General features: G+C 74.9%; 16 protein-coding genes, 1 tRNA gene, 1 pseudogene and 1 riboswitch. Of the genes and pseudogenes, 9 read left to right on the top strand and 9 right to left on the bottom strand.

Annotation, left to right across the window (positions count from 1 at the left end; translation table 11 throughout):
- A pseudogene (locus ACFU9E_RS16940) lies at positions 1–1,044 on the top strand (hypothetical protein); the annotation flags it as partial.
- A 73-nt stretch (positions 1,045–1,117) separates the two neighbouring features.
- Here the strand turns inward: ACFU9E_RS16940 and ACFU9E_RS16935 are convergent.
- Positions 1,118–2,779 carry a long-chain fatty acid--CoA ligase gene (locus ACFU9E_RS16935; RefSeq protein WP_380688345.1) on the bottom strand — a complete coding sequence of 554 codons (1,662 nt, stop codon included), beginning with the start codon at positions 2,777–2,779 and terminating at the stop codon, positions 1,118–1,120.
- Positions 2,780–3,009: 230 nt separating this feature from the next.
- Here ACFU9E_RS16935 and ACFU9E_RS16930 point away from each other — a divergent pair, with 230 nt between their 5' ends.
- The gene (locus tag ACFU9E_RS16930) at positions 3,010–3,207 is read left to right on the top strand and encodes a hypothetical protein (RefSeq protein ID WP_355360722.1); all 198 of its coding nucleotides are present in this window, start codon (positions 3,010–3,012) and stop codon (positions 3,205–3,207) included.
- A gap of 24 nt (positions 3,208–3,231) precedes the next feature.
- Here the strand turns inward: ACFU9E_RS16930 and ACFU9E_RS16925 are convergent, their stop codons facing one another.
- Positions 3,232–4,107, bottom strand: coding sequence for a DUF1906 domain-containing protein (locus tag ACFU9E_RS16925; RefSeq protein ID WP_380688347.1), 876 nt, complete (start codon positions 4,105–4,107; stop codon positions 3,232–3,234).
- A gap of 398 nt (positions 4,108–4,505) precedes the next feature.
- Between ACFU9E_RS16925 and ACFU9E_RS16920 the strand changes: the two genes are divergently transcribed.
- The gene (locus ACFU9E_RS16920) at positions 4,506–5,327 is read left to right on the top strand and encodes a DMT family transporter (protein WP_380688349.1); all 822 of its coding nucleotides are present in this window, start codon (positions 4,506–4,508) and stop codon (positions 5,325–5,327) included.
- 98 nt (positions 5,328–5,425) lie between these two features.
- Here the strand turns inward: ACFU9E_RS16920 and ACFU9E_RS16915 are convergent, their stop codons facing one another.
- The 6 genes from ACFU9E_RS16915 to ACFU9E_RS16890 form a co-directional block, all read right to left on the bottom strand.
- Positions 5,426–6,187 (bottom strand): pyridoxal 5'-phosphate synthase, encoded by a 762-nt coding sequence (locus tag ACFU9E_RS16915; protein ID WP_380690434.1) that lies wholly within the window; start codon positions 6,185–6,187, stop codon positions 5,426–5,428.
- Between the two features lie 781 nt (positions 6,188–6,968).
- Positions 6,969–8,333, bottom strand: coding sequence for an FAD-binding oxidoreductase (locus ACFU9E_RS16910; RefSeq protein WP_380688821.1), 1,365 nt, complete (start codon positions 8,331–8,333; stop codon positions 6,969–6,971).
- A gap of 425 nt (positions 8,334–8,758) precedes the next feature.
- Positions 8,759–9,589, bottom strand: a complete 831-nt coding sequence (locus ACFU9E_RS16905) for a MerR family transcriptional regulator (RefSeq protein ID WP_380688824.1) — start codon at positions 9,587–9,589, stop codon at positions 8,759–8,761.
- 119 nt (positions 9,590–9,708) lie between these two features.
- On the bottom strand, positions 9,709–10,818 hold the full coding sequence (locus ACFU9E_RS16900; protein ID WP_380688827.1) for a peptidoglycan-binding protein: 1,110 nt from the start codon (positions 10,816–10,818) through the stop codon (positions 9,709–9,711).
- A 213-nt stretch (positions 10,819–11,031) separates the two neighbouring features.
- Positions 11,032–11,119: transfer RNA gene (locus tag ACFU9E_RS16895), tRNA-Ser, on the bottom strand.
- Between the two features lie 66 nt (positions 11,120–11,185).
- Positions 11,186–12,925, bottom strand: coding sequence for a S1C family serine protease (locus tag ACFU9E_RS16890; protein ID WP_380715096.1), 1,740 nt, complete (start codon positions 12,923–12,925; stop codon positions 11,186–11,188).
- A 182-nt stretch (positions 12,926–13,107) separates the two neighbouring features.
- A riboswitch (TPP riboswitch) is annotated at positions 13,108–13,255 on the top strand.
- On the opposite strand from ACFU9E_RS16890, the gene ACFU9E_RS16885 reads away from it, so the two are divergent.
- From ACFU9E_RS16885 to ACFU9E_RS16870, 4 genes are all read left to right on the top strand, one after another.
- Positions 13,249–14,715 (top strand): purine-cytosine permease family protein, encoded by a 1,467-nt coding sequence (locus ACFU9E_RS16885; protein WP_380685314.1) that lies wholly within the window; start codon positions 13,249–13,251, stop codon positions 14,713–14,715. (Overlaps the previous riboswitch by 7 nt.)
- Positions 14,716–14,822: 107 nt before the next feature.
- Positions 14,823–15,665, top strand: a complete 843-nt coding sequence (locus tag ACFU9E_RS16880; RefSeq protein ID WP_380685312.1) for a glycerophosphodiester phosphodiesterase family protein — start codon at positions 14,823–14,825, stop codon at positions 15,663–15,665.
- Positions 15,666–16,158: 493 nt separating this feature from the next.
- A complete protein-coding gene (locus ACFU9E_RS16875) occupies positions 16,159–16,632 on the top strand; it encodes a hypothetical protein (RefSeq protein ID WP_380685310.1) in 474 nt (157 codons plus the stop codon).
- Positions 16,633–16,788: 156 nt separating this feature from the next.
- Positions 16,789–17,775 (top strand): DUF5926 family protein, encoded by a 987-nt coding sequence (locus ACFU9E_RS16870; protein WP_380685307.1) that lies wholly within the window; start codon positions 16,789–16,791, stop codon positions 17,773–17,775.
- A 248-nt stretch (positions 17,776–18,023) separates the two neighbouring features.
- On the opposite strand, the gene ACFU9E_RS16865 is transcribed toward ACFU9E_RS16870, so the two are convergent.
- On the bottom strand, positions 18,024–18,680 hold the full coding sequence (locus ACFU9E_RS16865) for a bifunctional DNA primase/polymerase (RefSeq protein ID WP_380685305.1): 657 nt from the start codon (positions 18,678–18,680) through the stop codon (positions 18,024–18,026).
- Between the two features lie 735 nt (positions 18,681–19,415).
- On the opposite strand from ACFU9E_RS16865, the gene ACFU9E_RS16860 reads away from it, so the two are divergent.
- Complete coding sequence (locus ACFU9E_RS16860; protein ID WP_380685302.1) at positions 19,416–20,978, top strand: PP2C family protein-serine/threonine phosphatase; 1,563 nt, start codon at positions 19,416–19,418, stop codon at positions 20,976–20,978.
- Between the two features lie 142 nt (positions 20,979–21,120).
- Complete coding sequence (locus ACFU9E_RS16855; protein ID WP_380685300.1) at positions 21,121–22,620, top strand: aminopeptidase P family protein; 1,500 nt, start codon at positions 21,121–21,123, stop codon at positions 22,618–22,620.
- Positions 22,621–22,626 lie beyond the last annotated feature (6 nt).

Below are 22,626 nucleotides of genomic sequence, written 5' to 3'. Positions count from 1 at the left end.
GCGCTGCCCGCCGCCCCCGGCGACGAGCAGCGCGAAGGCGGCCCGCGCCCGGTCGGCACCGGCCTGGGCGAGCTGGCCCCGCCGCGCCCGTTCGGCGCGCCCGGTGCCCCCGGCCCGGCCGCCGCCGTCGTGCCGGTGACGCCGGTGGCCCCGGCCCCCGAGGCCCGGCCGAGGGCCGCCCTGGAGCTGCCCGCCGCCCCCTCCGCCCCGGCGGTCCCGGTCGCCCCGCAGGCCGTCGCGCCGGTCGCCCTGCCGGGCGGCCGCGACGCCGTCGGCGAGCACCCCCAGCTGCCCGCCCCGGCCCCCGACGGCGGACCGCGCCGGCTGCTGGTCTGGCCCGAGCCCGACCCCGCCACCCGGCAGGCGCTCCAGGACCGCGGCTACCGCCCGGTGATCGTCCGCTCCCGCGAAGAGGTGGACGCGCAGGTCGCCGGCTTCCCGGCCGCGCTCTTCGTCGACCCGCTGACCGGCCCGATCACCCGCACCGCGCTGCAGTCGCTGCGCACCGCGGCGCTGAACAGCCGGGTCCCGGTGCTGGTCACCGCCGGCCTCGGACAGGCCACCCGGGACGCCGCGTACGGCGCCGACCCGGCCGTCCTGCTGCGTGCCCTCGCCCCGCGCGACGGCGAGAACCACGCCCCGCGCGTCCTGCTGGTCGAGGGCGACCCGGACATCGCCGCCGCGATGATCGGCAGCCTGGAACGGCGCGGCATGCACGTCGAGCACGCGGTGGACGAGAACGACGCCGTCGCCCGGGCCAGCAGCGTGCAGCCCAACCTGGTGGTGATGGACCTGCTCCAGATCCGCCGCCGCCGGGTCGGCCTGCTGGACTGGCTGCGCGCCAACGACCGGCTGCACCGCACCCCGCTCGTCGTCTACACCTCGGTGGACCTCGACCCGCGCGAGCTGCCCCGGCTGCGCACCGGTGAGACGGTGCTGTTCCTCGCCGAGCGCTCGACCAGCGACGACGTGCAGTCCCGGATCGTCGACCTGCTCGGGCGGATCGGCGCCATGGGCGAGGCGGGCGTCGCCGCGGCGGGCTGACAGCCGTGCACGGCCGAGGGCCGGCCACCCCCTCCCGGGGTGACCGGCCCTCGTGCTCCCTGCCCGTTCCCGGCTACTCCTTGCCGAGCCGGGTGACGTCCAGCTTCTGCGCCGCGTAGTCGGCGCGGATCACCTTCTTGTCGAACTTGCCGACCGAGGTCTTCGGCACCGCCTCGACGATCGCCCAGCGCTCCGGCAGCTGCCAGGAGGCGATCCGCCCGGCCAGGAACGCCCGCAGCTCCGGCAGCCCGGCGGTGGCGCCCGGCCGCAGCACGACGGTGGCCAGTGGCCGCTCGCCCCACTTCTCGTCCGGAACGGCCACCACGGCGGCCTCGGCGACCTCGGGGTGGGCCATCAGGTGGTTCTCCAGGTCCACCGAGGAGATCCACTCGCCGCCGGACTTGATCACGTCCTTGGCCCGGTCGGTGAGGGTCAGGTAGCCGTCGGCGGTGATCGTGCCGACATCGCCGGTGCGCAGCCAGCCGTCCTCGGAGAACTTGTCCTCCGGGCGCTGCGGGTCCTGTCCCGCGCCCCCGTAGTACGCCCCCGCGATCCACGGGCCGCGCACCTCCAGCTCGCCCGCCGACACCCCGTCGTGCGGCATCCGCTCGCCGCCCGGGCCGATCAGCCGGGCCTCGACGGAGGCCGGGAAGACGCCCTGGGTCACCCGGTACGGCCACTCCTCCTCCGGGGTCAGTCCGCCCGGGGGCTGGGCGAAGGTGCCGAGCGGCGAGGTCTCGGTCATGCCCCAGGCGTGCAGGACGCGGATGCCGTGGCGCTCCTCGTAGCCCTTCATCAGCGAGGGCGGGCAGGCCGAGCCGCCGATCACCACCATGCGCAGGCTGGAGGTGTCGTAGTCGCCGGCGTCCAGCTCGTCCAGCAGGCCGCTCCAGATGGTCGGCACGGCCGCGCTGACGGTGGGCCGCACCGCGGCGATCATCTCGGCCATCGGCTTGGGCTGGAGGAAACGATCCGGCATCAGCAGGTTGGCGCCGGACATGAAGGCGGCGTGCGGGATGCCCCAGGCGTTGACGTGGAACATCGGCACCACCGGCAGCGCGGTGTCGCGCGGGGTGAAGGCGAAGTTGTCGCCGGTGTTGACCTGGAGGCAGTGCAGGTAGACCGAGCGGTGGCTGTAGAGCACGCCCTTCGGGTCGCCGGTGGTGCCGGAGGTGTAGCAGAGCACGGCGGCCCGGCGCTCGTCGATGTCGGACCGCCAGGGGTAGGCGGTCGGCCGGTCCGCGATCAGCTCCTCGTAGTCGTGCACGCCGCCCGCGAAGCCGGCCAGCACCGAGCGGTCGCCGGGGCCGCTGACCACGATGTGCTTGAGCGTCGGGGCGAGCTCGGGCAGGACCGCGGCCAGCAGCGGCAGGACGGTGCCGTTGACGATGATCACGCGGTCGGCGGCGTGGTTGACGATGTACGACAGCTGGTTCGCCGGGAGCCGCAGGTTGAGGGTGTGCAGCACCGCACCCATCGACGGCACCGCGAGGTAGGCCTCCAGGTGCTCGGCGTTGTTCCACATCAAGGTTCCGACGACACTCGCGTCGGTGCAGCCGAGCTCGTCGCGCAGGGCCCAGGCGAGCTGTGCCGCACGGGCGCCGACCTCCGCGTACGTCCGGACCACCGGACCGGTGCCGTCCCAGGTGGTGACCGTCGACCTGCTGTGGATCGTGGACCCGTGCTCCAGGATCCGGGCGACGGTGAGCGGTACGTCCTGCATGGTGCTGAACACGGGTCCTCCTCGACCTGGGCGGCACTGCGGCTCCTGCCCCGGCCCGGCCGAACAACGGCTACTGGGCGGTAATACGGGCAGCAGGGCCCGATTCTGCCGCGCCGTGTCCCGGATGTCAGCATGCCGACCGCGTTGTCCCGATCACGACCCGGCCACGGTCCGGCCCCGTTCTCCCCGGTCGGGCGGGGGCGGCCCGGACGTCCGCCCCGGCGGCCGGGATACTGGGGGCCATGGACGACGGACACGGCGAGCGGCGGGTGGGACGGGGTCTGGCCGGGTTCCGGCTGCCGTGTCCGTGCTGTTCCGGCGGGGTGCGGACGCAGGCGCGCAAGGGCCTGCGGGCGGGCCGCACCGGCACCGGGTACATCACCGAGACCTGCCGCTACTGCCAGGGCCGGGGCTGGCTGGGGCTCGCGCTGCGGGAGTGACCGCCCCGCCGGCCGACGGGTCCGTCAGCCGGCCAGCGGGGCGTCGACCTGGTTGCGGTCGATGGCCAGCGTCGCTCCGCCGTAGGTCTCCTCGACGTTGCCGTGGTACTGGTGGACGCGCTGGTGCTGGGACCAGAGCTCCGCGGTGAGCGGCCCGCCCCCGGTGGTGTCGGCGCGGTCGTCCCAGCGGGCGTACCAGAGGGTGTCGGGCAGCGGCGAGCTGCCGGCCCGGGCGGCCGCGGCGAGGTCGGCGATGCCGGAGTCGAGGCTGGAGTAGAAGCCGGAGCGGTAGCCCGCCGTGTGCAGCGCCTGGGTCCAGCCGACGGTGAAGTCGACGACCGCCTGACCGCAGGCGGGGTCGCGCACCGGGTACGCCTCGATGTCCAGGAAGACCGGGCTGCCCGGGCCGATCCCGACCGCCTGCAGGCCCTGCACCGCCTCGGCCGCCTCCGCGCGCCCCTGCTGGGCGGCCCGGGCGGGGTCGATGCGCTTGGGCTTGTGCGCGAGGTCGCTGCACGGCGCCTGGAGGCCGACGTGGACGGGCAGGAACCGCCACCCCATCGCCCGGGCCTGCCGCACCCAGTCGGCGGTCAGCCTCGGCTGGGCGCAGCCGCGCTGGCCGCCGCTGGTGTAGATGCCGAGCGCCCCGTACGGCGAGGCGTCGCGCCAGGCCCGCAGGGTCTCCAGCGGGGGCGCGGTGCAGGCGTCGAAGGCCGCGCCGGCGTAGAGGTCGCGGGGCCGGGCCGGGGGCGGCCCGTGCCGGTCGGGCAGGACGGCGGCCCGGATGCGGGGGACGGCGGCGGCCGTCGGGGCGGCGTCGGCCCTCGTACCCGGACCGGCGGCGGCCAGCAGGAGGACGAGGGAGGCGGCGGCGAGCGAGGCGGGGCGGAGATGGCGCACGCCGCCTTGATACTGACGGACCGTCGGATCCCGGCGGGCGCCGCGCCGGGCGGACCGCCGGGGCTCACCCTTTCGGACGCACCCGTCCGTATCCGTCCCGATTCTTGTAACGAGCTTGCTGCCCAGTGGCTCCTTACGGCAAACTCGCCATCATGCCCACCTCCCATCCCAGCGAAACCTCTGCCCCGACGCCGGCCGCCGCCGTCGCCGAGGCGCTTGCCATGCCGCCCGCCCCCAAGGGCGAGCCCGCCGGCGAGCGGGGCAGCTGGCGACGAGGCGGGTCCCCGGGAGAGGGGCTGCCACCGGACGCACGACCCGGCCGATCCACCGGCCGACGGTTCACGAACCTGCTGCGGCGCCCGGATCGAATTCCGGCGCCGCTTCTCTGTGTCGTGGCGATGTTCCTCGTCCAGACCGGGATCGCGTTCTCCAAGCCGCTCTTCGGACCGCTCGGGGTGAGCGGCACCACCTTCCTGCGGCTGGGCTTCGCGGCGGTCATCCTGCTGGCCGTCACCCGGCCCCGGCTGCGCGGGCGCCGGCCGCGCGACCTCGCCGCCGCCGCCCTGCTCGGCATGGCCTCGGCCGGGATGACCCTGCTGTTCGCCGGGGCGATCGACCGGCTGCCGATGGGCACCGCCGCCACCATCGAGTTCCTCGGCCCGCTCGCGGTCGCCCTGGTCTTCGCCCGCCGCGCCAGCCACCTGCTCTGGGCGCTGCTCGCGGCCGGCGGCGTGGCGCTGCTGACGCTGCTCGGCGAGGGCGGGGAGGGCGGCGGGCTCGACCCGGTCGGCCTGCTGTACGCCTTCGGGGCGGCGGCCTGCTACGCCGCGTACATCCTGTTCACCGACAAGGTCGGGGCGGCGTTCCAGGGCTTCCAGGGGCTGGCGGTGTCGATGACGGTCGGCGCGCTGACGGTGGCGCCGTTCGGGCTCGGCCAGGCCTGGGACGGGCTGACCGCGCCCGGTGCCTCGCCGGTGATGCTGCTGCTCGCGGTGGCCGGGGTGTCGCTGCTGCTGCCGGTGATCCCGTACGCGCTGGAGATGACGGCGCTGCGGCGGATGCCGCAGCGGGTGTTCAGCGTGCTGGTCAGCCTGGAGCCGGCGGTCAGCGCGCTGGTCGGCCTGGTGGTGCTGGGTCAGCTGCTGGGCGCCGCGCAGCTGGCCGGCATCGGCTGCGTGGTGGCGGCGAGCGTCGGGGCCACGCTGACCGGGCGGCGCTGAGGCGCGGTGTCGTGGTGACCCCGGGGGCGCGCATCGAGCTGATGCGCGCCCCCGGGTGTTTCACGGCTCAGGCGCTACGGCGCTACGGCGCCCCGGCGCTACGGCCAGAGCAGGGTGCGCGACCACTCCGGGGTGCGCACCGGGCCGGTCCGGGTGTAGCGGAGCCGGACGTGGTGGCGCTCCGCGTCGCCCTGCCAGAACTCCACCTCGTTCGCCCAGAGCGTGTAGACGGCGTGCCCGGCGGCGACCGCGTCCGGGGTGGCCTCCAGTCGGCGCCACGCCACCGCCACGGCCTCCTCGTACTCGGCCGGCGAGGCCAGCGGCTCGCTCTGCCGTCCGACCAGCGCGCCGATCCGGGCGGCCGGGGAGCGGGTGGCGAACTCGGCCCCCGCCACCTGGTCGGCGGCCCGTTCGACGGTGCCGCGCACCCGCACCTGGCGGCCGAGCTGCGGCCAGTAGACGGTCAGCGCGGCGGCCGGATGGTCGGCGAGCTGACGGCCCTTGGGGCTGTCGGCGGCGGTCGAGAAGACCCAGCCGGTGCCGGCGGCGTCCACGTCGCGCAGCACCAGCACGCGGGCGTCCGGCATGCCGTCGGCGTCGACCGTGGAGAGGGTGAACACCTGCGGGTCCAGCACCCCGGCGTACAGCGCGGTGGCGAGCCAGTCCACGAAGAGCGGGCCCGGTTCGGCCGGGGCGGCCTCGGCGTCGAAGGTCGGCAACGGGCGGGCCATCGGCGGGCGGCCGAGCATCAGCTCGGGCACGGACCGGGGCGCGGCCGGCGCCTGCTCCCCGCCGAACCCGGGATCCGGTGCCGGCCTGGTCTCGCCGGGGCCGGTCAGGCCCTCCTCCTCCGCTGCCATCGCGCCCTTCCTTCCGGTTGCCGCGTCCGCAGCCCCGCGGCGGACCGGTCGCCGGGAGGGCGTGCCGGCGCGGGGTGCGCTGTCGGAGCGCAACCGTACCGCCGCGCGGTGACGGCGCCGGGCGCGGGCCCTGGACTGGACCTCTCCACGGCCCCCGGACGCGCCCGTGGGCGGCACCGATCTGCGGTGCCGCCCACGGAACCGGTGCGCGGTGACCCTTTCCGCTGCCCGGTGAAGCGCTGTGCGATCCGTTCCCTCCCGTCCGGCCCGGCCTCCGGCGACGGCGCCCCCGCCGTCGACGGCACCCGGTCGGTGCTCAGGAGTTCAGGAGTTCAGGAGCTCAGGAATTCGGAAATTCGGAAATTCGGGAATTCGGGAAGAAGACCGGTACGAGGACGATGTCGTGGTGGAGCCTCCCGTGAACGGTGACCGTGTCAGGTGTGCGGGAGTTCGCCGACCGAACGAACACCTGCGGATGTGCGACGTCTGGACACAGACTTCCGCAACAAATCGACAAAGCACCACCTCACGGCCGCCTTTTCGCCCTTTAGCGTGACATCCGGCGACCCCATGCATAATCGCCACCGACCGGAGAGCGCGACCTTCACACCCCCTCCCACCTGCGACGCAGACCGGTCGGCCGGCCACGAACCGGTGCACCCCCACGGCGCGCGACAAAGTCGAACGCGCCCCCTACCGGTTCGGTCGACTTACCGTGTCGATAAATTCGGGCCATTCTGTGACAGTCCGAAAATCGGCAGGGCGTGCGAGAGCGGACGGATCAGACCACCTTGCCGGGATTGAGGATGCCCAGCGGGTCGAAGACCGCCTTCAGCTGCCGCTGCAGGTCCACCGCCACCGGCCCCAGCTCCCGCGCCAGCCACTCCCGCTTGAGCAGCCCCACCCCGTGCTCACCGGTGATCGTGCCGCCCAGCTCCAGCCCCAGCGCCATGATCTCGTCGAAGGAGCGCTGCGCCCGGGCCGACTGCTCGGCGTCCGCCGCGTCGAAGATCACGATCGGATGGGTGTTGCCGTCGCCCGCGTGGCTCACCACCCCGATGGTCAGCCCGTGCCGCTCCGCGATCGCCGCGACGCCCTCCAACATCTCGGCCAGCCGCGAGCGCGGCACCGCCACGTCGTCGATCATCGTGGTGCCCAGCCGGTCCAGCGCGGGCAGCGCCTGCCGGCGCGCCTCCAGCAGCAGCTCCGACTCCGCCTGGTCCTCGGCCGGCACCACCTCGGTCGCCCCGGCCGCCCGGCACAGCTCCCCGACCGCGGCCAGCTCGGCCACCCGGTCCGGGCCGTCGAAGGCGACCAGCAGCAGCGCACGGGTGGACTCCGGCAGCCCCATCCGCCCCAGCTCGTTGACCGCGCGCACGCTCACCGCGTCCATCAGCTCCATCAGCGACGGGGTGAAGCCGCGCGCCATCACCTCGCAGACCGCCGCACCGGCCGCTGCCGCGCTCGGGAACTCCGCCGCCAGCGCCAGCTGCGGCGCGGGGGCCGGCCGCAGCGCCACCACCGCGCGGACCACCACGCCCAGGGTGCCCTCGGAGCCCACCAGCAGCCGGGTCAGGTCGTAGCCCGCCACGCCCTTGGCCGTCCGGCGGCCGGTGGACAGCAGCCGCCCGTCGGCCAGCACCACGTCGAGCCCGAGCACGTACTCGCTCGTCACGCCGTACTTGACGCAGCAGAGGCCGCCCGCACCGGTGCCGATGTTGCCGCCGATCGTGCAGGACTCCCAGCTCGACGGGTCGGGCGGGTAGCAGAGCCCCGAGGCCGCGGCGGCCCGGGAGAGCTCGGCGTTGACTACGCCCGGCTCGACCACCGCGATCCGGTTCACCGGGTCCAGCTCCAGGATCCGGTTCATCCTCACCATCGACAGCACGATGCAGCCGTCGACGGCGTTGGCCGCGCCGGACAGCCCGGTCCTGGCCCCCTGCGGGACCACCGGCACGCGCAGCGCGGTGGCGGTCCGCAGGACGTGCTGGACCTGCTCGACCGTCTCCGGGAAGACCACCACCGCGGGGGTGCCGGCCGGGCAGAAGTCCGCCATGTCGTGCCGGTAGGCGGCCGTCACGTCCGGGTCCACCGCCAGGGCGCCGGGCGGGAGGCCCTCCGCCAGCCGGTCCGTCAGGTCACTCATCGCCGCCTCCGCTCGCACCGCCCGCGCCACCGCACCGCCGGTCCCACCTCGCCGGGGCGCCGTCCGTACCCGTCCGGGCACGCCCGGTCCTCGCACTCTGCCGCCCGCCCGGCCGCCCGGCAAGTACACCGCCCCGGCGCAGGACGGGCGAGGCCGCCGCGAGCAGCCCGGCGGCGCCGGTGGCCACCGCGCAGAGCGCCGTGGGCAGCCGGGGGCCGGCCGTGTCGGCGAGCAGGCCCGGCGGTCCGGTCGGAGAGGACCGGGGCCTCTCCTTCGGGGCGGGTAGGGCCCGGGCAGCGCCGCCCGCGCCGGGCGGGCGGCGCCGTCGGACGCGGGGGCCTCGGTGGTCGTCACGCCGGGCGACGCCGGGACCCTCGGCCGGTTTCAGGGCGAGCGGCGAGCGCCGCGCCCGGACGACCGGCCGGCTACCCGCGTTGCACCGGCTCCTGCAGCTCCGTCACCCAGTCGGCCACCTCCTCCGGGCACTCCAGGTAGAGCTCCCGGGCGTACCCGGTCGAGCGGTAGCCGTTCTCCTCGATGAACCGCGCCAGCGCCTGGACCGCGCCCAGGGAGTCGTCCATCGAGCCGCGGTGCACCACGGTCACCGCCTCCTCGATCGCCGGCAGGTCGACCACGGCGAGACCGTGCTCCCCCGCCGGGTCGACCGAGGCGGCGATCGGCACGGCCACCCGGATCAGCACCGAGCCGTCCCCGCCGCCGGTGTCCTCGTACCGGGCGACGGACGGGCCGTTGTGCGCGATGCCGGCCGCCGCCAGCCGCCCGCAGAGCTCCTCGAACAGCGGGCCGATCACCGGCCCGATGTCCTGCGGCTCGTAGCTCGCCGCGACCCCGGTCAGTTCGGCCGCCCGCACCGACGGCACCCGCTTCACCACGACATCGTGCGTGGACATGGTCCCCTCGCTCTCGATCGTCCGGAGCCTCGCCTCGACCCGGGCCAGCCGCTCGGCGTCCGCCGCCATCGCCGCGGCGAGCTCGGCCCGCCGCAGTCGCAGCATCCCGCGCAGCTCGGCCGTGTCCACCTCCTCGTCCAGGACGGCCCGCACCTGTTGCAGGGTGAAGCCGAGGTCCTTGAGGGCGATGAGCCGGTTGAGCCGGGCCAGTTGGACCGCCTCGTAGCAGCGGTAGCCGCTGAACGGGTCGACCCGGGCGGGCCGGAGCAGTCCGACGGCGTCGTAGTGGCGCAGCATGCGGACCGACACCCGGCCGTGTTTGGCGAAGTCTCCGATGTTCAACATGGTCCCTCCAGTGCAGACCCTCACACGGTGTCATGGTCAAGCACCGGCTTCGCCGCCCGGCCTCCCCCGGCCGCCCGCTCCCGGCGACCCGTCCAGCCCGTTCGGTCCGTTCGGTCCGTTCAGTCCGTCACGTCGAACCCCCGGCGCTGCCCCAGCACCTGGAGGCTGCGCCGGCCGGGGATGCCGTTGGCGTCCTCGCCCGCGTAGCCGAGGCTGCGCTGGAACGCGGCGTACGCCTGCACGGTGCGGGTGCCGAGCGAGCCGTCCACCCAGCGCTGCTCCAGGAACCCCTCGTCCGCCAGGGCCTGTTCGACGATCCGCACCTCGCCTCCGTACGTCTGGTGGCCCTGCTCGGCCCCCGGGTCGGTGCGCGCCGCCGCGACCACGTGGGCGAGCGACACCCGCTGCGCCGAGGGCAGCCGGCCCAGCAGCCGACGCAGCGACGCCTCGCCCGGCACGCCGTCGGCGTCCGACCCCGAGTAGCCCAGACTGCGCTGGAAGTCCTGGTAGTTGAGGGTGTCGGCGTCCCGCCAGTCCTGGTCGGGACCGGACTGGTAGTGCCCGCCGAAGCCCTGCCGGACGAGCGCCTGGCCCACCTCCTCGACCTGCGGGCCGTGCGCGCCGTAGCCGTATTCGAGACCGTTGATGGTCACCCGGTACCGGGCGGGGCCGGAGCCGCCGCCCGGCGGGGGCAGCGGCGCACCGCCGGCCGCCGCGACGATGCCGGGCATCACGACGTCGCGGAACTGGCGGGCCCGGATGTCCCCGGGGCAGGCCGTCCCGCCGTCCGACCACTCGGGGAACATCCGGTGCACGCCGAAGCCGGGCTCGTCCCACTCGCCGCAGATCCGCAGCGGGATGCCGTGCCGCTGGTGCAGCCAGACCCCGAGCGCGACGAACGCGTTGATCTGGGCGTCCGTCCACGGATCGGTGCTCTGGTCGTCGCTGGCCGACTCCACGCTCACCGCGCCGGTGCCGTCGGCCCGGCGGTTGGCCCGCATGTTGGCGTCGGCGCGGGTCTGGGTGCCGATGTACTGCCCGACGCTGCCGTCGTACCCGACCCCGAAGTGGGACTCCAGGTTGGTGGAGTCCCGCCAGTACTCGTAGATCCGCCGCGGCGTCCACGGGGCCGCCACGCTGTGGAAGATCACCTGTGTCGGGGTGATCGCCGGCTGCTCGTCCGACTCCGGTTCGAGCTCCATCTTCTCCGCACCGGGGTACCAGGCCATCAGTCTCTCCTCGCCGGGCCCAGGGCAGTTCGCCCCTTACGCCCTGACGACGGACCTCGCACCCCCACCCGAGGACGTTCCCACCCCAAACCCCCCGTTCAGGTGAACCCTGCCCCACCCAGGCCCACAGCCGGCCCCACCCCGAACAGCACGAAGGCGGGTGCCGACCCGAGGTCGGCACCCGCCTTGAGCAGGTGGTTCTTCTCCTACCGGCGGAGAGCGTGGGATTCGAACCCACGGTACGGGGTCACCGCACGACAGTTTTCAAGACTGTTCCCTTAGGCCGCTCGGGCAGCTCTCCAGGCGGAGGTCAGCCTAACGGGTCCGGCGGGGTTCGGTGCACAGGGTTTCCGGGGCGGGTCGGGGGTCAGTTGTCGCCGACGCGGCTGCCGAGGGTGACCTTGGTGGTGGCGGTCTGGCCGTTGCGGGTGTACTCGACGTCGACGGTCTCGCCGGGCTTGTGCGTCCAGATCTTGCTGACCAGGGCGGGGCCGTTCTCGATCGGACTGCCACCGAGCTTGGTGATGACGTCGCCCGGCTTGAGGCCGGCCTGGTCGGCGGCGCCGCCCGGGGTGACGGCCGGCTGGCCCTGGACGTCGCGGGTCTGGATCTGCGCGCCGTCGCCCTTGTAGTCGTCGTTGCGCAGGACGTCGAGCTTGGCGTAGACCGGCTTGCCGGTCTTGATCAGGGTGTCGGCGACCCACTTGGCCTGGTTGATCGGGATCGCGAAGCCCAGGCCGATGGAGCCGGCCCGGCCGTTGCTGGAGGCGTTGGACTGGATCGCCGAGTTGATGCCGATCACGCCGCCGGCGGAGTCCAGCAGCGGGCCGCCGGAGTTGCCGGGGTTGATGGAGGCGTCGGTCTGCAGCGCGTTCATGTAGGAGGCCTGCGCGCCGGTCTCGTCGCCGGAGGCGACCGGGCGGTCCTTGGCGCTGACGATGCCGGTGGTGACGGTGGACTCCAGGCCGTACGGGGCACCGATGGCGATGGTGGAGTCGCCGACGTTGACCTTGTCGGAGTCGGCCAGCGGAAGCGGCGTCAGCTTTTCCTTGGGCGGGTTGTCGAGCTTGATGACGGCGACGTCGTAGCCCTCGGCGCGGCCCAGCACGGAGGCGCCGTAGGAGCTGCCGTCGGCGAACTTGACGGTCAGCTTGCCACCGCTGGAAGCGGGCGCGACCACGTGGTTGTTGGTGAGGATGTGGCCCTCGGTGTCGAAGACGAAGCCGGTGCCGGTGCCGGACTCGCCGTTGCCCTGGGCCTTGATGGTGACGACGCTGGGCAGCGCCTTCTGCGCGATGCCGGCGACCGAGCCCGGGGCGGGCTCGTTCTTCTGGGTGTTGTTGGCCTGGACGGTGGTGGAGCTGCGGTCGGCCTTGGCGCTCACCGACTTGCCGTCGCGGTCCGCGACGGACACGCCGACCGCGCCGCCGGCCACGCCGGCCACCAGGGCGACGGCCGCGACCAGGGCGATCAGGCCGCCGCGCTTCTTGCGCGGGCCGCCGGGGACCGGCGCGCCGGGGTACTCGCCCGGGTAGCCGAGCGGGCCCCCGGGACCGCCGGGGGCCCCGGGCGCGCCCGGGGTGATGTCGTGGGCGGCGCCCCAGCCGCCGAGCGGCTGGCCGGCGCCGAACGGGTGGTGGTGCTGGCCGGTCGCGCCCGGGGCCTGCGGGGCCCCCGGGGCGGCGAACGGGTCGTGCGCGACGGGCGCCGGGGGCACCGGCGTGCCCGGGGCCGGGGTGGCGTACGGGTTGTCGCCGTACGGCGCGGCGGCCTGCGCGACCGGGGCGACCGGGGCCGCGGGCGCGGCGGGCGGCAGGACCGGCGGCGGCGCGTCCAGGTACCCGGGCTCGGCGGCCGGGGCCGGCGCGGCGGGCGCCTCCGGGGCGCCGACCTTGCCGAACGCCAGCGTGGGCGTGAACCCGCCGGAACCCCCCTCGGCGGGCGGCTGGGACGGCTGGTCGACTGCGGGCGTCGCTGCGGGGGCGGGGGCGGGGCCGGCCGCAGACTGCTGCGCCGGACCGTCAGAAGCGGAACCCACCACCCCCTGGCCGCCGGAGGGCTGCTCCCCCTGCGGCCCGGTGGACCCAACCTCGCGCTCGGTGCTCACGGACGACCTCCATAGCTGACAGGACCAACAACCATAGTTTTTCGCACACCCGATTCGATTGCCGTAAGGACCCTTCTGAAGAACTCATAAGAATCCTTAGCCGGGCCAGACGGCCGCCGAAGCGCCGTACCCGACACGACCCGTCTTGGCGTTCCCCCCGACGGCGACTAGCCTGTCGCTCCGAACTGACACGCGGGAGCTTGGACCGACCAGGCTGAGAGTGCGCCGGTCGACCGTACGCCACGGACCTCGTGGGCGGCCGTCGAGGGGGTGCAGACCGCCGGAACCTGTCCGGGTAATGCCGGCGTAGGGAGAGATCGGCCATGCCGTCCGCTTCGTCATCCTCGTCCTCCGGCGCGCCCGCGTCCCGGAACGTCCCCCCGCCGCAGGACGCCGCGGGCACCGCCCCCGGTTCCCCCGACGGGGACACCGCGCGGACGGCCACCGCCGTCCTGGAGCCCCCGGCCCGCACCGAGGCGCCGCTGGTGCTGGACACCGAGCCGCCCCGCACCCTCGGCTTCCGCGACCACTTCGCGCTCTGGATGAACCTCGGCGTCTCGCTGATCGGCTTCACCACCGCCGCGACCGTGCTCGGCGCCAAGGGCGAGGAGCTGTCGCTGGCCGCCGCGGTGACCGCGATCGCGGTCGGCACCGTGGTCGGCACCGCGATGCTCGGCGTGGCCGCGCTGATCGGCGCGCGGACCGGCGCGCCCGCCATGGCGAACCTGCGCGGCCTGTTCGGCACCCGGCTGTCCTACGTGCCGACGGTGCTCAACATCGTCCAGTGCATCGGCTGGGGCGTCTACGAGCTGCTGACGATCGCGCTCGGCGCGCAGACGGTGACCGGTACCGAGGGCTACCGCTGGGTCTTCGTGGTGCTGGCCGGCGCGCTGACCACCGCGCTGACCATCTGGCCGCTCGGCGCCATCGCGGTGCTGCGCCGCTTCGTCGCCGCCGCGGTGGCGGTCGCGATGGTGTACTTCACCGTCCAGCTCGGCCGGCACGGCGTACCGGACCCCGGCGCCGGCAACTGGCACGGCTTCCTGCGGGCGACGGACGCGATGATCGCGGTGTCGATCTCCTTCGTGCCGCTCGCCGCCGACTACACCCGGCACTCGCGCACCCCGCGCTCGGCGTTCTGGGGCAGCTTCTCCGGCTACACGATGGCCCAGGTCTGGTGCTACGTGCTCGGGCTGATGGCGCTGCTGCAGGCGGACGGGAACCCGGAGCGGATCTTCGACTCCTTCCTGGGCGTCTGGGCCGGCTGGCTGTTCCTGCTGGTGCTGGTGCTGCGCGAGACCGACCAGTCCTTCGCCAACGTCTACTCGACCGCGATGTCGATCCACAACCTGCTGCCGAAGGTCGACCGCCGGGTGCTGACGGGCGGCACCGGTGTGCTGATCACCGTGCTCGCGCTGCAGATCACCGCGTTCACCGACTCCTACTACGCCTTCCTGGGGCTGATCGGCTCGGTCTTCGTGCCGATGTTCGCGGTGCTGGCGGTCGACTACTTCCTCGGCGCCGGGCGGCGCGGCTGGGACCTCTCCGCCGACGCCCCGTCCCGCTGGCTGATGCTGCTGCCGTGGGCGCTGGGCTTCGCCACCTACCAGCTGATCGCGCCGACCGCGGTGGCCGGCTGGTGGACGGACCTCTGGACCTCCGCGCAGGAGGCGCTGCACTTCACCCCGCAGGAGTGGACCTCGGCCTCGCTGTTCGGCTTCCTGGTGCCGGCCCTGGCCACCTGGGCGCTCACCCCGTTCACCCGGGCCCGCGGCGCCGTCGCGCGCTGACCCGCTCCGCAGCCGCGGGCGCGGAGGCGGACACGGAGGCGAAGTCGGCCCCCCGGGTTGGGACCGTCTTCGCCTCCGCTTCACTTGCGCGGCCTATCGTGTAGGGCGTGACCAGCCCTGATGTCTCGCCCGCGACGGCCCGCACCGCACCGCCCGTCCAGGTGATCGCCCACCGCGGTTCCTCGTACGCCCTTCCCGAGCACACCCTCGCCGCCTACCGCCAGGCGCTCACCGAGGGGGCGGACGCCCTGGAGTGCGACGTGCGGGTGACCGCCGACGGGCAGCTGGTCTGCGTGCACGACCGGCGGATCGGCCGGGTCTCGGACGGCCGGGGCACGGTGTCCGCGATGACCCTGGCCGAGCTGGAGGCGCACGACTTCGGCGCCTGGAAGACCGGCCGGCCGAGCGAGGACCCGGAGCTGCGCGGGGTGCTGCGGCTGGAGAGCCTGCTGGAGCTGGTGGTGGACTGCGGGCGTCCGGTGGACCTCGCGATCGAGACCAAGCACCCGGTGCGGTTCCGCGGCCGGGTGGAGTCCGAGCTGCTGCGGGTGCTGGACCGGTTCGGGATCGGCGGCGCGGGCGGCGGCGACGCGGGCGCGGGCGGCCACGGCGTCAACGCCCGGATCATGAGCTTCTCCTCGCTCGCGCTGGCCCGGGTGGCGGCCGCCGCGCCGCAGTACCCGCGGGTGTTCCTGTTCGAGCGCGGCCTGGTGCTGCGCGGACGGCTGCGCCCGGGCGCGCCGCTGCCGGGCGGGGCGCGGATCGCCGGTCCCGGCATCGAGCTGGTGCGGGCCCGGCCGGGGCTGGTGACCAGGCTGCGCGAGCTGGGCCACCAGGTGCACGTGTGGACCGTGGACGAACCGGCCGACGTCGAGCTCTGCCTGGAGCTCGGGGTGTCGGCGATCATCACCAACCGCCCGGCGGAGGTCCTGGCCCAGCTCGGCCGCTGAGCCCGGGCACCCGCCCGCCCGGTCCGTCGACGGACCCGGTGGCGGACCCGGTGGCGGACCCGGTGGTAATCGCGGGGTACGTGGTACCGCTGTGGTGAACCGTTCAACCACCGTCGGCCGTTGATCGGCTTGGTAGGGACTCAAACCTTTCGGCGACGATTTCTGCCGCAATTCATACAGTTTCACGACGCAGGGTGAGCGTCGAATCACCTCTCGCGCACCGACGGTGGACGGCCGCCAAATGTGCGCGAGGGATCGCCGCACGGTCGTTTCCGACGTATTGCCAAGGGGCATCCATCCCTCGGCATACGCTGAAGGAGGTCCGGGGGTGGCGTTGATGGTGGCGCGTGAAGTGCCGACTTCATCGACCATGGCAGTGCCGCACGGCCCAGCGAGTGTCGGGGTCGCACGGCGCCGGCTGCGTCGAGATCTGGGAGACCGCGAGATACCGGAACCGGTCATTGATGATGCCGTTCTGATCCTTTCCGAACTATTGAGCAACGCTTGTCGCTACGCCCGACCGCTGGGCCCGCTGCCCGCGCTCGGCCGGGGCGCCCGCTCCGGGGCCGTCGAACCGCTGCTGGTCGGCGGAGCGGCCCGGACCGGCGCGACTGGCGGGAGCGGCAAGCAGGCCGCCGCGGCGGGCGAGGCCGGCGAGGACACCGGCGGCGTCCTGGTGCGCTGGCAGATGCACGCCGACGGCGTGCTCACCCTGGAGGTCACCGACGGCGGGGCGCAGACCCGGCCGTCGCCGTCCAGCCCCTCGCTGACCTCGCACGGCGGCCGCGGGCTGAGCATCGTGGACCAGCTGGCCAGCGACTGGGGCGTGCGCGACGCCCCCGGCGAGGTGACCGTGTGGGCGGCGCTGCCGGCCCGCGCCCGGCACGCCCGGCGGACCGGCGGCGGACACCACGCCGACGGACACCACGGCGGTGGACACCCCGGCAACGGCCGCCACGCCGGCTGACCGCCCGAGCACCACGACGGCCGTGCACCGGGACGGCCGTGCACCGGGACGGCGGGCGCGGGCCGGGCCGCCCGCGCCCCGGCGCACGCCACGCGCCCGGGGAACGTCAGTAGGCTGCCGGGAGCACAACACCACCGTTCCCGGGAGAGCCGCACCATGGGCAAGAAGGCCGCCAAGAAGGCGCCGCAGCGCACTCAGTCCACCCCCGCCGTCACGGGCGAGATCCCCGTGGTCGGAGCCCGCGAGGACTGCCCCTGCGGCTCGGGCCGCCGCTACAAGGCCTGCCACGGCCGCGAGGCCTCGCACGCCGTCCAGGAGCTGGTGCACCGCCCGTTCGAGGGCCTGCCGGGCGAGGCGGACTGGGTGGCGCTGCGCGAGCTGGTGCCCGCCGCCACCGTGCCGCTGACGCTGGCCGCCGGGGTGGCCGGGGCCGCCGCCGGCGAGGTGCCGTCGGTCACCCTGGCCACCGTGCTGCCGCTGGCCTGGCCCGCGCTGCGCCGCCAGGACGGCTCGATCCTGCTGGGCCTGCAGACCCAGTCGTCCTCCGGCGACCTGAGCCGCGACCTCGCGGACGCCCTGGAGCTGGCGCTGGCCACCGAGCCGGGCACCCCGGTGCCGGCCCGCCGGACCGTGCCGGGCGGCCGCCGCCTGCAGGACCTGCTGGACGGCACCGCCGCCTTCGAGCCGGCCGTGCACACCGGCTTCGAGTTCTGGCTGGAGGACGCCGAGACCGCGACCGGCGAGGTGGCCGCCTCGCTGGAGCGCGCCAACGCCTCGGCGATCCCCACCGAGAAGCTCACCGGCGTCGACGCCGCCTACTGGTGCGGCACCCCGGACAAGAACCACCTGCGCTGGGTGATGACCGTCCCGGAGGAGCAGCTGCTGGACGCGCTGGCCCGGCTGACCGCCGCCGAGCAGTCCGCGATCGGCCCGGACACCCGCCTGGTCGGCTCGTTCCGGGCGCACGGCCTGACCGTGCCGGTCTGGGACCTGCCGATCGGGATGACCGCGGCCGACTGCGAGAAGCCGGCCGCGGAGTTCGCCGAGCGGCTCGCCGCGACGCTCGCCGACCCGGCCCCGCTCACCGCCGACGAGCGGCGGGCCCGGGCGAACCTGGTGAACCGTCAGGTCACCCTGAACTAAAGGCGGGACGCAACGCCGGGACACACCCGGCGGATCGGCGTGATACGCGTCACATTGGCGCCCGCAACCCGCAATTTCCGGGCTGCGAGGGCGTCTTGGAAATTGGCGCGGGCGCGGATCCTTGTTACTGTCTAAAGAGTCCGGTCGCTGGTGCATCCCCCGTCGCCAGCGGCCGGATCTTTTGTTTTCCGAACGCCCCACGCCGGGGACGGTCGGCCGTGCCCGATCAGTACGCCGACGACGGATCGTCAGTATGCCGAGCGGCCGCTGTCCAGCTGGACCGCCGCCGCCACCAACTCGCCCAGCAGCGGCTCGACCTGCGGCAGCCAGACCTCGCCGTCGGCACCCCGGCCGGGCGGCAGCACCCAGCGCACCCGGTCGCCGTCCCCGCCGCCGGGCGGCAGCGGCAGGAAGCCGCCGACCCCGTGGTAGCGCAACGATCCGGGCACCCAGGGAAGTTGGACGAGCATCTCGCCGAGCGCGTCCAGCGAGTAGGGGGCCACCAGCATCGCGTAGCGGCCGGGCATCGCCAGCACCGGACCGAGCCGCAGCCGCAGCGCCGCCAGGTAGGCGAGCGCGCGGGCGCCGGCCGCCGCCGGGAGGCTGACCGCGCAGACCGCCCGCCCGGTCGCCACCAGCACCGGGGCGTCCGGGCAGCGCCGCTCCCACCACCAGCGCACCATCCGGGCGTCGGTGGTGGCCGCGAGCAGCGGCGGGTCGTGCGGGTGGGCGCCCGGCACCGGGCAGTCCGGGTCGCCGCAGGAGCAGTGTCCGTCGGCGAGCAGGACAGCGCCGGGGACGACGGGCCAGCGGTGCCCGGTGGCCGCCGTCAGGGCCCCGGCCAGCCGGGCCGCCCGGGCCGCCGACCGGCCCCTCGGGTCGTCGCGCAGTGGGTTGTCACGCATTGGCACCCGTTCCTTTCCGTGACCGCTCGGTGGCTCCGCCCGCGGTCGCCGGACCGGCCGCCGCCGCGCGTCCGGGGACGCCGGACCGGCCCGCGAAACCGGACGGAGGGAACCGGCCGGGAGCCGGGTCGGAACGGACCGGGGGCCGGACCGGGGCCGGGCTGCGGGCGGGGCGTACGGCGGAACGGACGGCGGTGCGACAACGGCGCGGGCCTGGAGCACGCGGTGGAGCACGATGTGAAAGGGCCGTGGAATAGAACAGCCCTTGGAACGAGAATCCCGTATGCGACCGGATGGACGCCGCCCGGCCGCGGTTGGTTCCACCGTACGAGTGAGTCGCTTCCGGCCGACCCGGCCGGCCGGCGCCAGGGGCATACGATCCGGACGGCCGCCGGAGCCGTCCCCCCGGTTCTGCCCGTTCGCCGGCCGCTCCATGCCCGACGGGCGGCCGGGGCCCCGTGTCCCACCGGACTGCGGCGCAGTCGACCGGCGCGCACCGAACGGAACGCGCCCCCGGCCGGGCCGCTCCGGCGCGGAACGGGCCATCTGCCTTGTCATGGCTCTGGACATGCCCCGAATGGCCTGTGTAGAAGTGGTGGCATTGCTGTCGATCAATGACGAGTAGTAGCGAATCGAGGCGAAACGCGCCCTTTTGGCCGTGCTCGCTCCTAACGGCCGTACCTGGGGGTTCCGCATGATCCGCGTGACACGCACCACCGCGTCAGGAGTGGCGGCATGACCGAGTCCCACCCACCGTCGACGTCCTCCGAGCCGGCCGAGTCCGGCGGCACCAGCGGGCTCTCCGTGCTCGATCCGCCGGGCTTCCACGAGCCGGCCGCGGCCGGCGGGCAGTCCGCCGGCCGGCCGGACGGGCCGCAGCAGGGACAGCCGGACGGCGCAGCGCCCGGCGAGCTGCCGGGCACCGGCGAGGGCGCGAGCCGTGCCCCGGGCGCCCCCGGCGCATCCGACGGCGCGCGGCCCGCCGCCTCCGCCACCCGCGTGCAGGACCGTTTGGCCGGACGCCTGTCCGATTTCACCAGCCTGCACGAGCACACCGCCCGGCTCGCCCGTTCCCGCGGCCTGTCCGCCGCCCTGGACGCGGTGCTCGCCTCCGGCGCCGCGTTGCTCGGCGCCGCCCGCGCCCTGCTGGTCACCGCGCTGCCCGGCGGCGGCCCCAGCCAGCCGGTCGGCCTCGGCCTGGACCGCGCCAGCCTCGGCGCGCTGGAGACCGTCCCGACCGACCAGAGCCTGCTCGCCCGGCTGCTGCGCGAGCACGACCGGCCCGCCGAGCTGCAGTCGTACGACCTCGTCGGCGACCCCGCGATCGGCGCCCGGCTGCGCGAGCTGGCCGGCCACCTCGGCCTCGGCGGCTGCTACGGCCTGCCGCTCGCCACCGAGGAGGACGGCCCGCTGGCCGCCGTGCTCTGGTTCTACGACCGCCCCGCCGCCCCGACCGAGCGCCAGCGCGAGCTGGCCCGCCGCTACTGCGAGGTGGCCGCCCCGCTGCTGGCCAAGCAGCTCGACGCGGAGAAGGTCCGGCGCACCACCGAGGCGCTGCGCGCCGGCCTGCTGCCCGACCACCTCCCCCAGCCGGCCGGCCTGCGGCTGGCCGCCCGGCTCGTCCCGGCCGGCCTGGACCGCTCCTGCGGCAGCGACTGGTACGACGCCATCCCGCTGCCGGACGGCACGGTCGGCCTCACCGTCGGCTCGGTGTCCGGCGACGGCCCGGGCGCCGGACCCGGCTCCGCCCCCGGCGCGGCCGCCGCGATGGGCCGGGTGCGGGCCGCGCTGCGGGCGTACGCGGTGCTGGAGGGCGAGGACCCGGTGTCCGTCCTGGGCGACCTCGAACTGCTGCTGAAGACCACCGAGCCGGCCCGCACCGCGACCGCCGTCTACGCCTGGGTGGAGCCGGAGGGGCGGCGGGTCACCCTGGCCGGGGCCGGGCACTGCCCGCCGGTGCTGGTCACCCGGTACGGCGCCGAGTTCGTGGAGACCTCGCTCTCCGCGCCGCTGGGCGTGCTCTCCTGCTGGGAGGCGCCCGGCGTCGAGTTCACCGCCGAGCGCGGCGACACGCTGCTGCTCTGCACCGAGGGACTGGCCCGCCGCTTCGGCCCGACCCTGCACGCCGGGCAGGCCAATCTGCGCCGGGCCGCCGCCGACGCCCCGCGCGACGTGCGGATCGACCCCGAGCGGCTCTGCGCCCACCTGGTGGCGGTCGCGGCGGAGCGGGAGGCGGCCGGCGCCGGGGGCGTCCCGGCCACCGACGACCTGACGCTGCTCGCCGCGCGCTTCGAGTAGCCCGGCCCGGCCGGTTCGAACGGACCCGGCGAAGGCCCGAACGGGTGAGCGGCCGGGCGTCCGTACCATGGACGCACGGCCGCCCACCTGTGTCGCGATCCGACACGCCCCGGGCGGCACCACGCGCAAGGAGGCGACGTACGTGACCGAGGACCGCACCCCCGCGGTGGCCGAGAACCCCGAGGCCGTCGGCGGCGACGAGGAGCCGCAGCAGTACAAGGGCCGCAAGAACGGCCTCTACTCCGCGGTCTCCGACGAGCTGGCCGCCTCGATGAAGTCCGGCTGGGCCGACACCGAGCTGCACGGCCTGGCCCCGGTCCCGCAGGCCCCGTACGCCGCCGAGCGCCGCGCCAAGCTGTCCGCCGCCTACCCCGGCGAGCGCCTGGTCGTCCCGGCCGGCACCCTCAAGGTCCGCTCCAACGACTGCGACTACGCCTTCCGCGCCGCCAGCGAGTACGTGCACCTCACCGGTGACCAGACCGAGGACGCCGTCCTGGTCGCCGAGCCCGCCGGCGACACCGGCCACACCTTCCACCTCTACCTGCTGCCCCGCTCCGACCGCGAGAACGGCGAGTTCTGGCTGGACGGCTACGGCGAGCTGTGGGTCGGCCGCCGGCACAGCCTCACCGAGCAGGAGCAGCTGCTCGGCCTGCCGGTCCGCGATGTCCGCAAGGCCGCCGACGAACTGGCCGAGCGCGCCGCGGACGGCGTGCCGACCCGGATCGTGCGCGGCTACGACGCCGGCCTGGAGGCCGCGCTCGACGGGGTCCTGGACGCCGAGAAGGACGCCGGGTTCAAGGAGTTCCTGAGCGGCCTGCGGCTGGTCAAGGACGAGTGGGAGATCGGCGAGCTGCGCGCCGCCTGCGCCGCCACCGTCAAGGGCTTCACCGACTGCGTGCGCGAGCTCGGCCAGGCCGTCGCCACCTCCGAGCGCTGGATCGAGGGCACCTTCTGGCGCCGCGCCCGGGTGGAGGGCAACGACGTCGGCTACGGCTCGATCTGCGCCGCCGGCCCGCACGCCACCACCCTGCACTGGGTGCGCAACGACGGCGAGGTCCGCCCCGGCGAGCTGCTGCTGCTCGACGCCGGCGTGGAGACCAGCACCCTCTACACCGCCGACGTCACCCGCACCCTGCCGATCAACGGCCGCTTCGACGAGCTGCAGCGGAAGATCTACGACGCGGTGCACGACGCGCAGGAGGCCGGCATCGCGGCCGTGAAGCCGGGCGCCCGGTTCCGCGACTTCCACGACGCCTCGCAGCGGGTGCTCGCCGAGCGACTGCTCGCCTGGGGCCTGCTGGACGGCTCGGTGTACGACGTGGAGAAGGTCCTGGAGCTGGGCCTGCAGCGCCGCTGGACCCTGCACGGCACCGGCCACATGCTCGGCCTGGACGTCCACGACTGCGCCCACTCGCGCACCGAGGAGCACGTCGACGCGCTGCTGGTGCCCGGCATGGTGCTCACCGTCGAGCCGGGCCTCTACTTCCAGCAGGACGACCTGACCGTCCCGGAGGAGTACCGCGGCATCGGCGTCCGGATCGAGGACGACATCCTGGTCACCGCCGACGGCAACGAGAACCTCTCGGCCGGCCTGCCGCGCCGCGCCGAGGACGTCGAGGCGTGGATGGCCTCGCTGGCCTGAGCCGGC

This window comes from Kitasatospora sp. NPDC057595 (assembly GCF_042800875.1).
In the GTDB taxonomy this organism is placed as follows: Bacteria; Actinomycetota; Actinomycetes; order Streptomycetales; family Streptomycetaceae; genus Kitasatospora.
The sequence above is the reverse complement of the archived record's forward strand: the minus strand, read 5'-3'. Positions and strand labels throughout refer to the sequence as shown.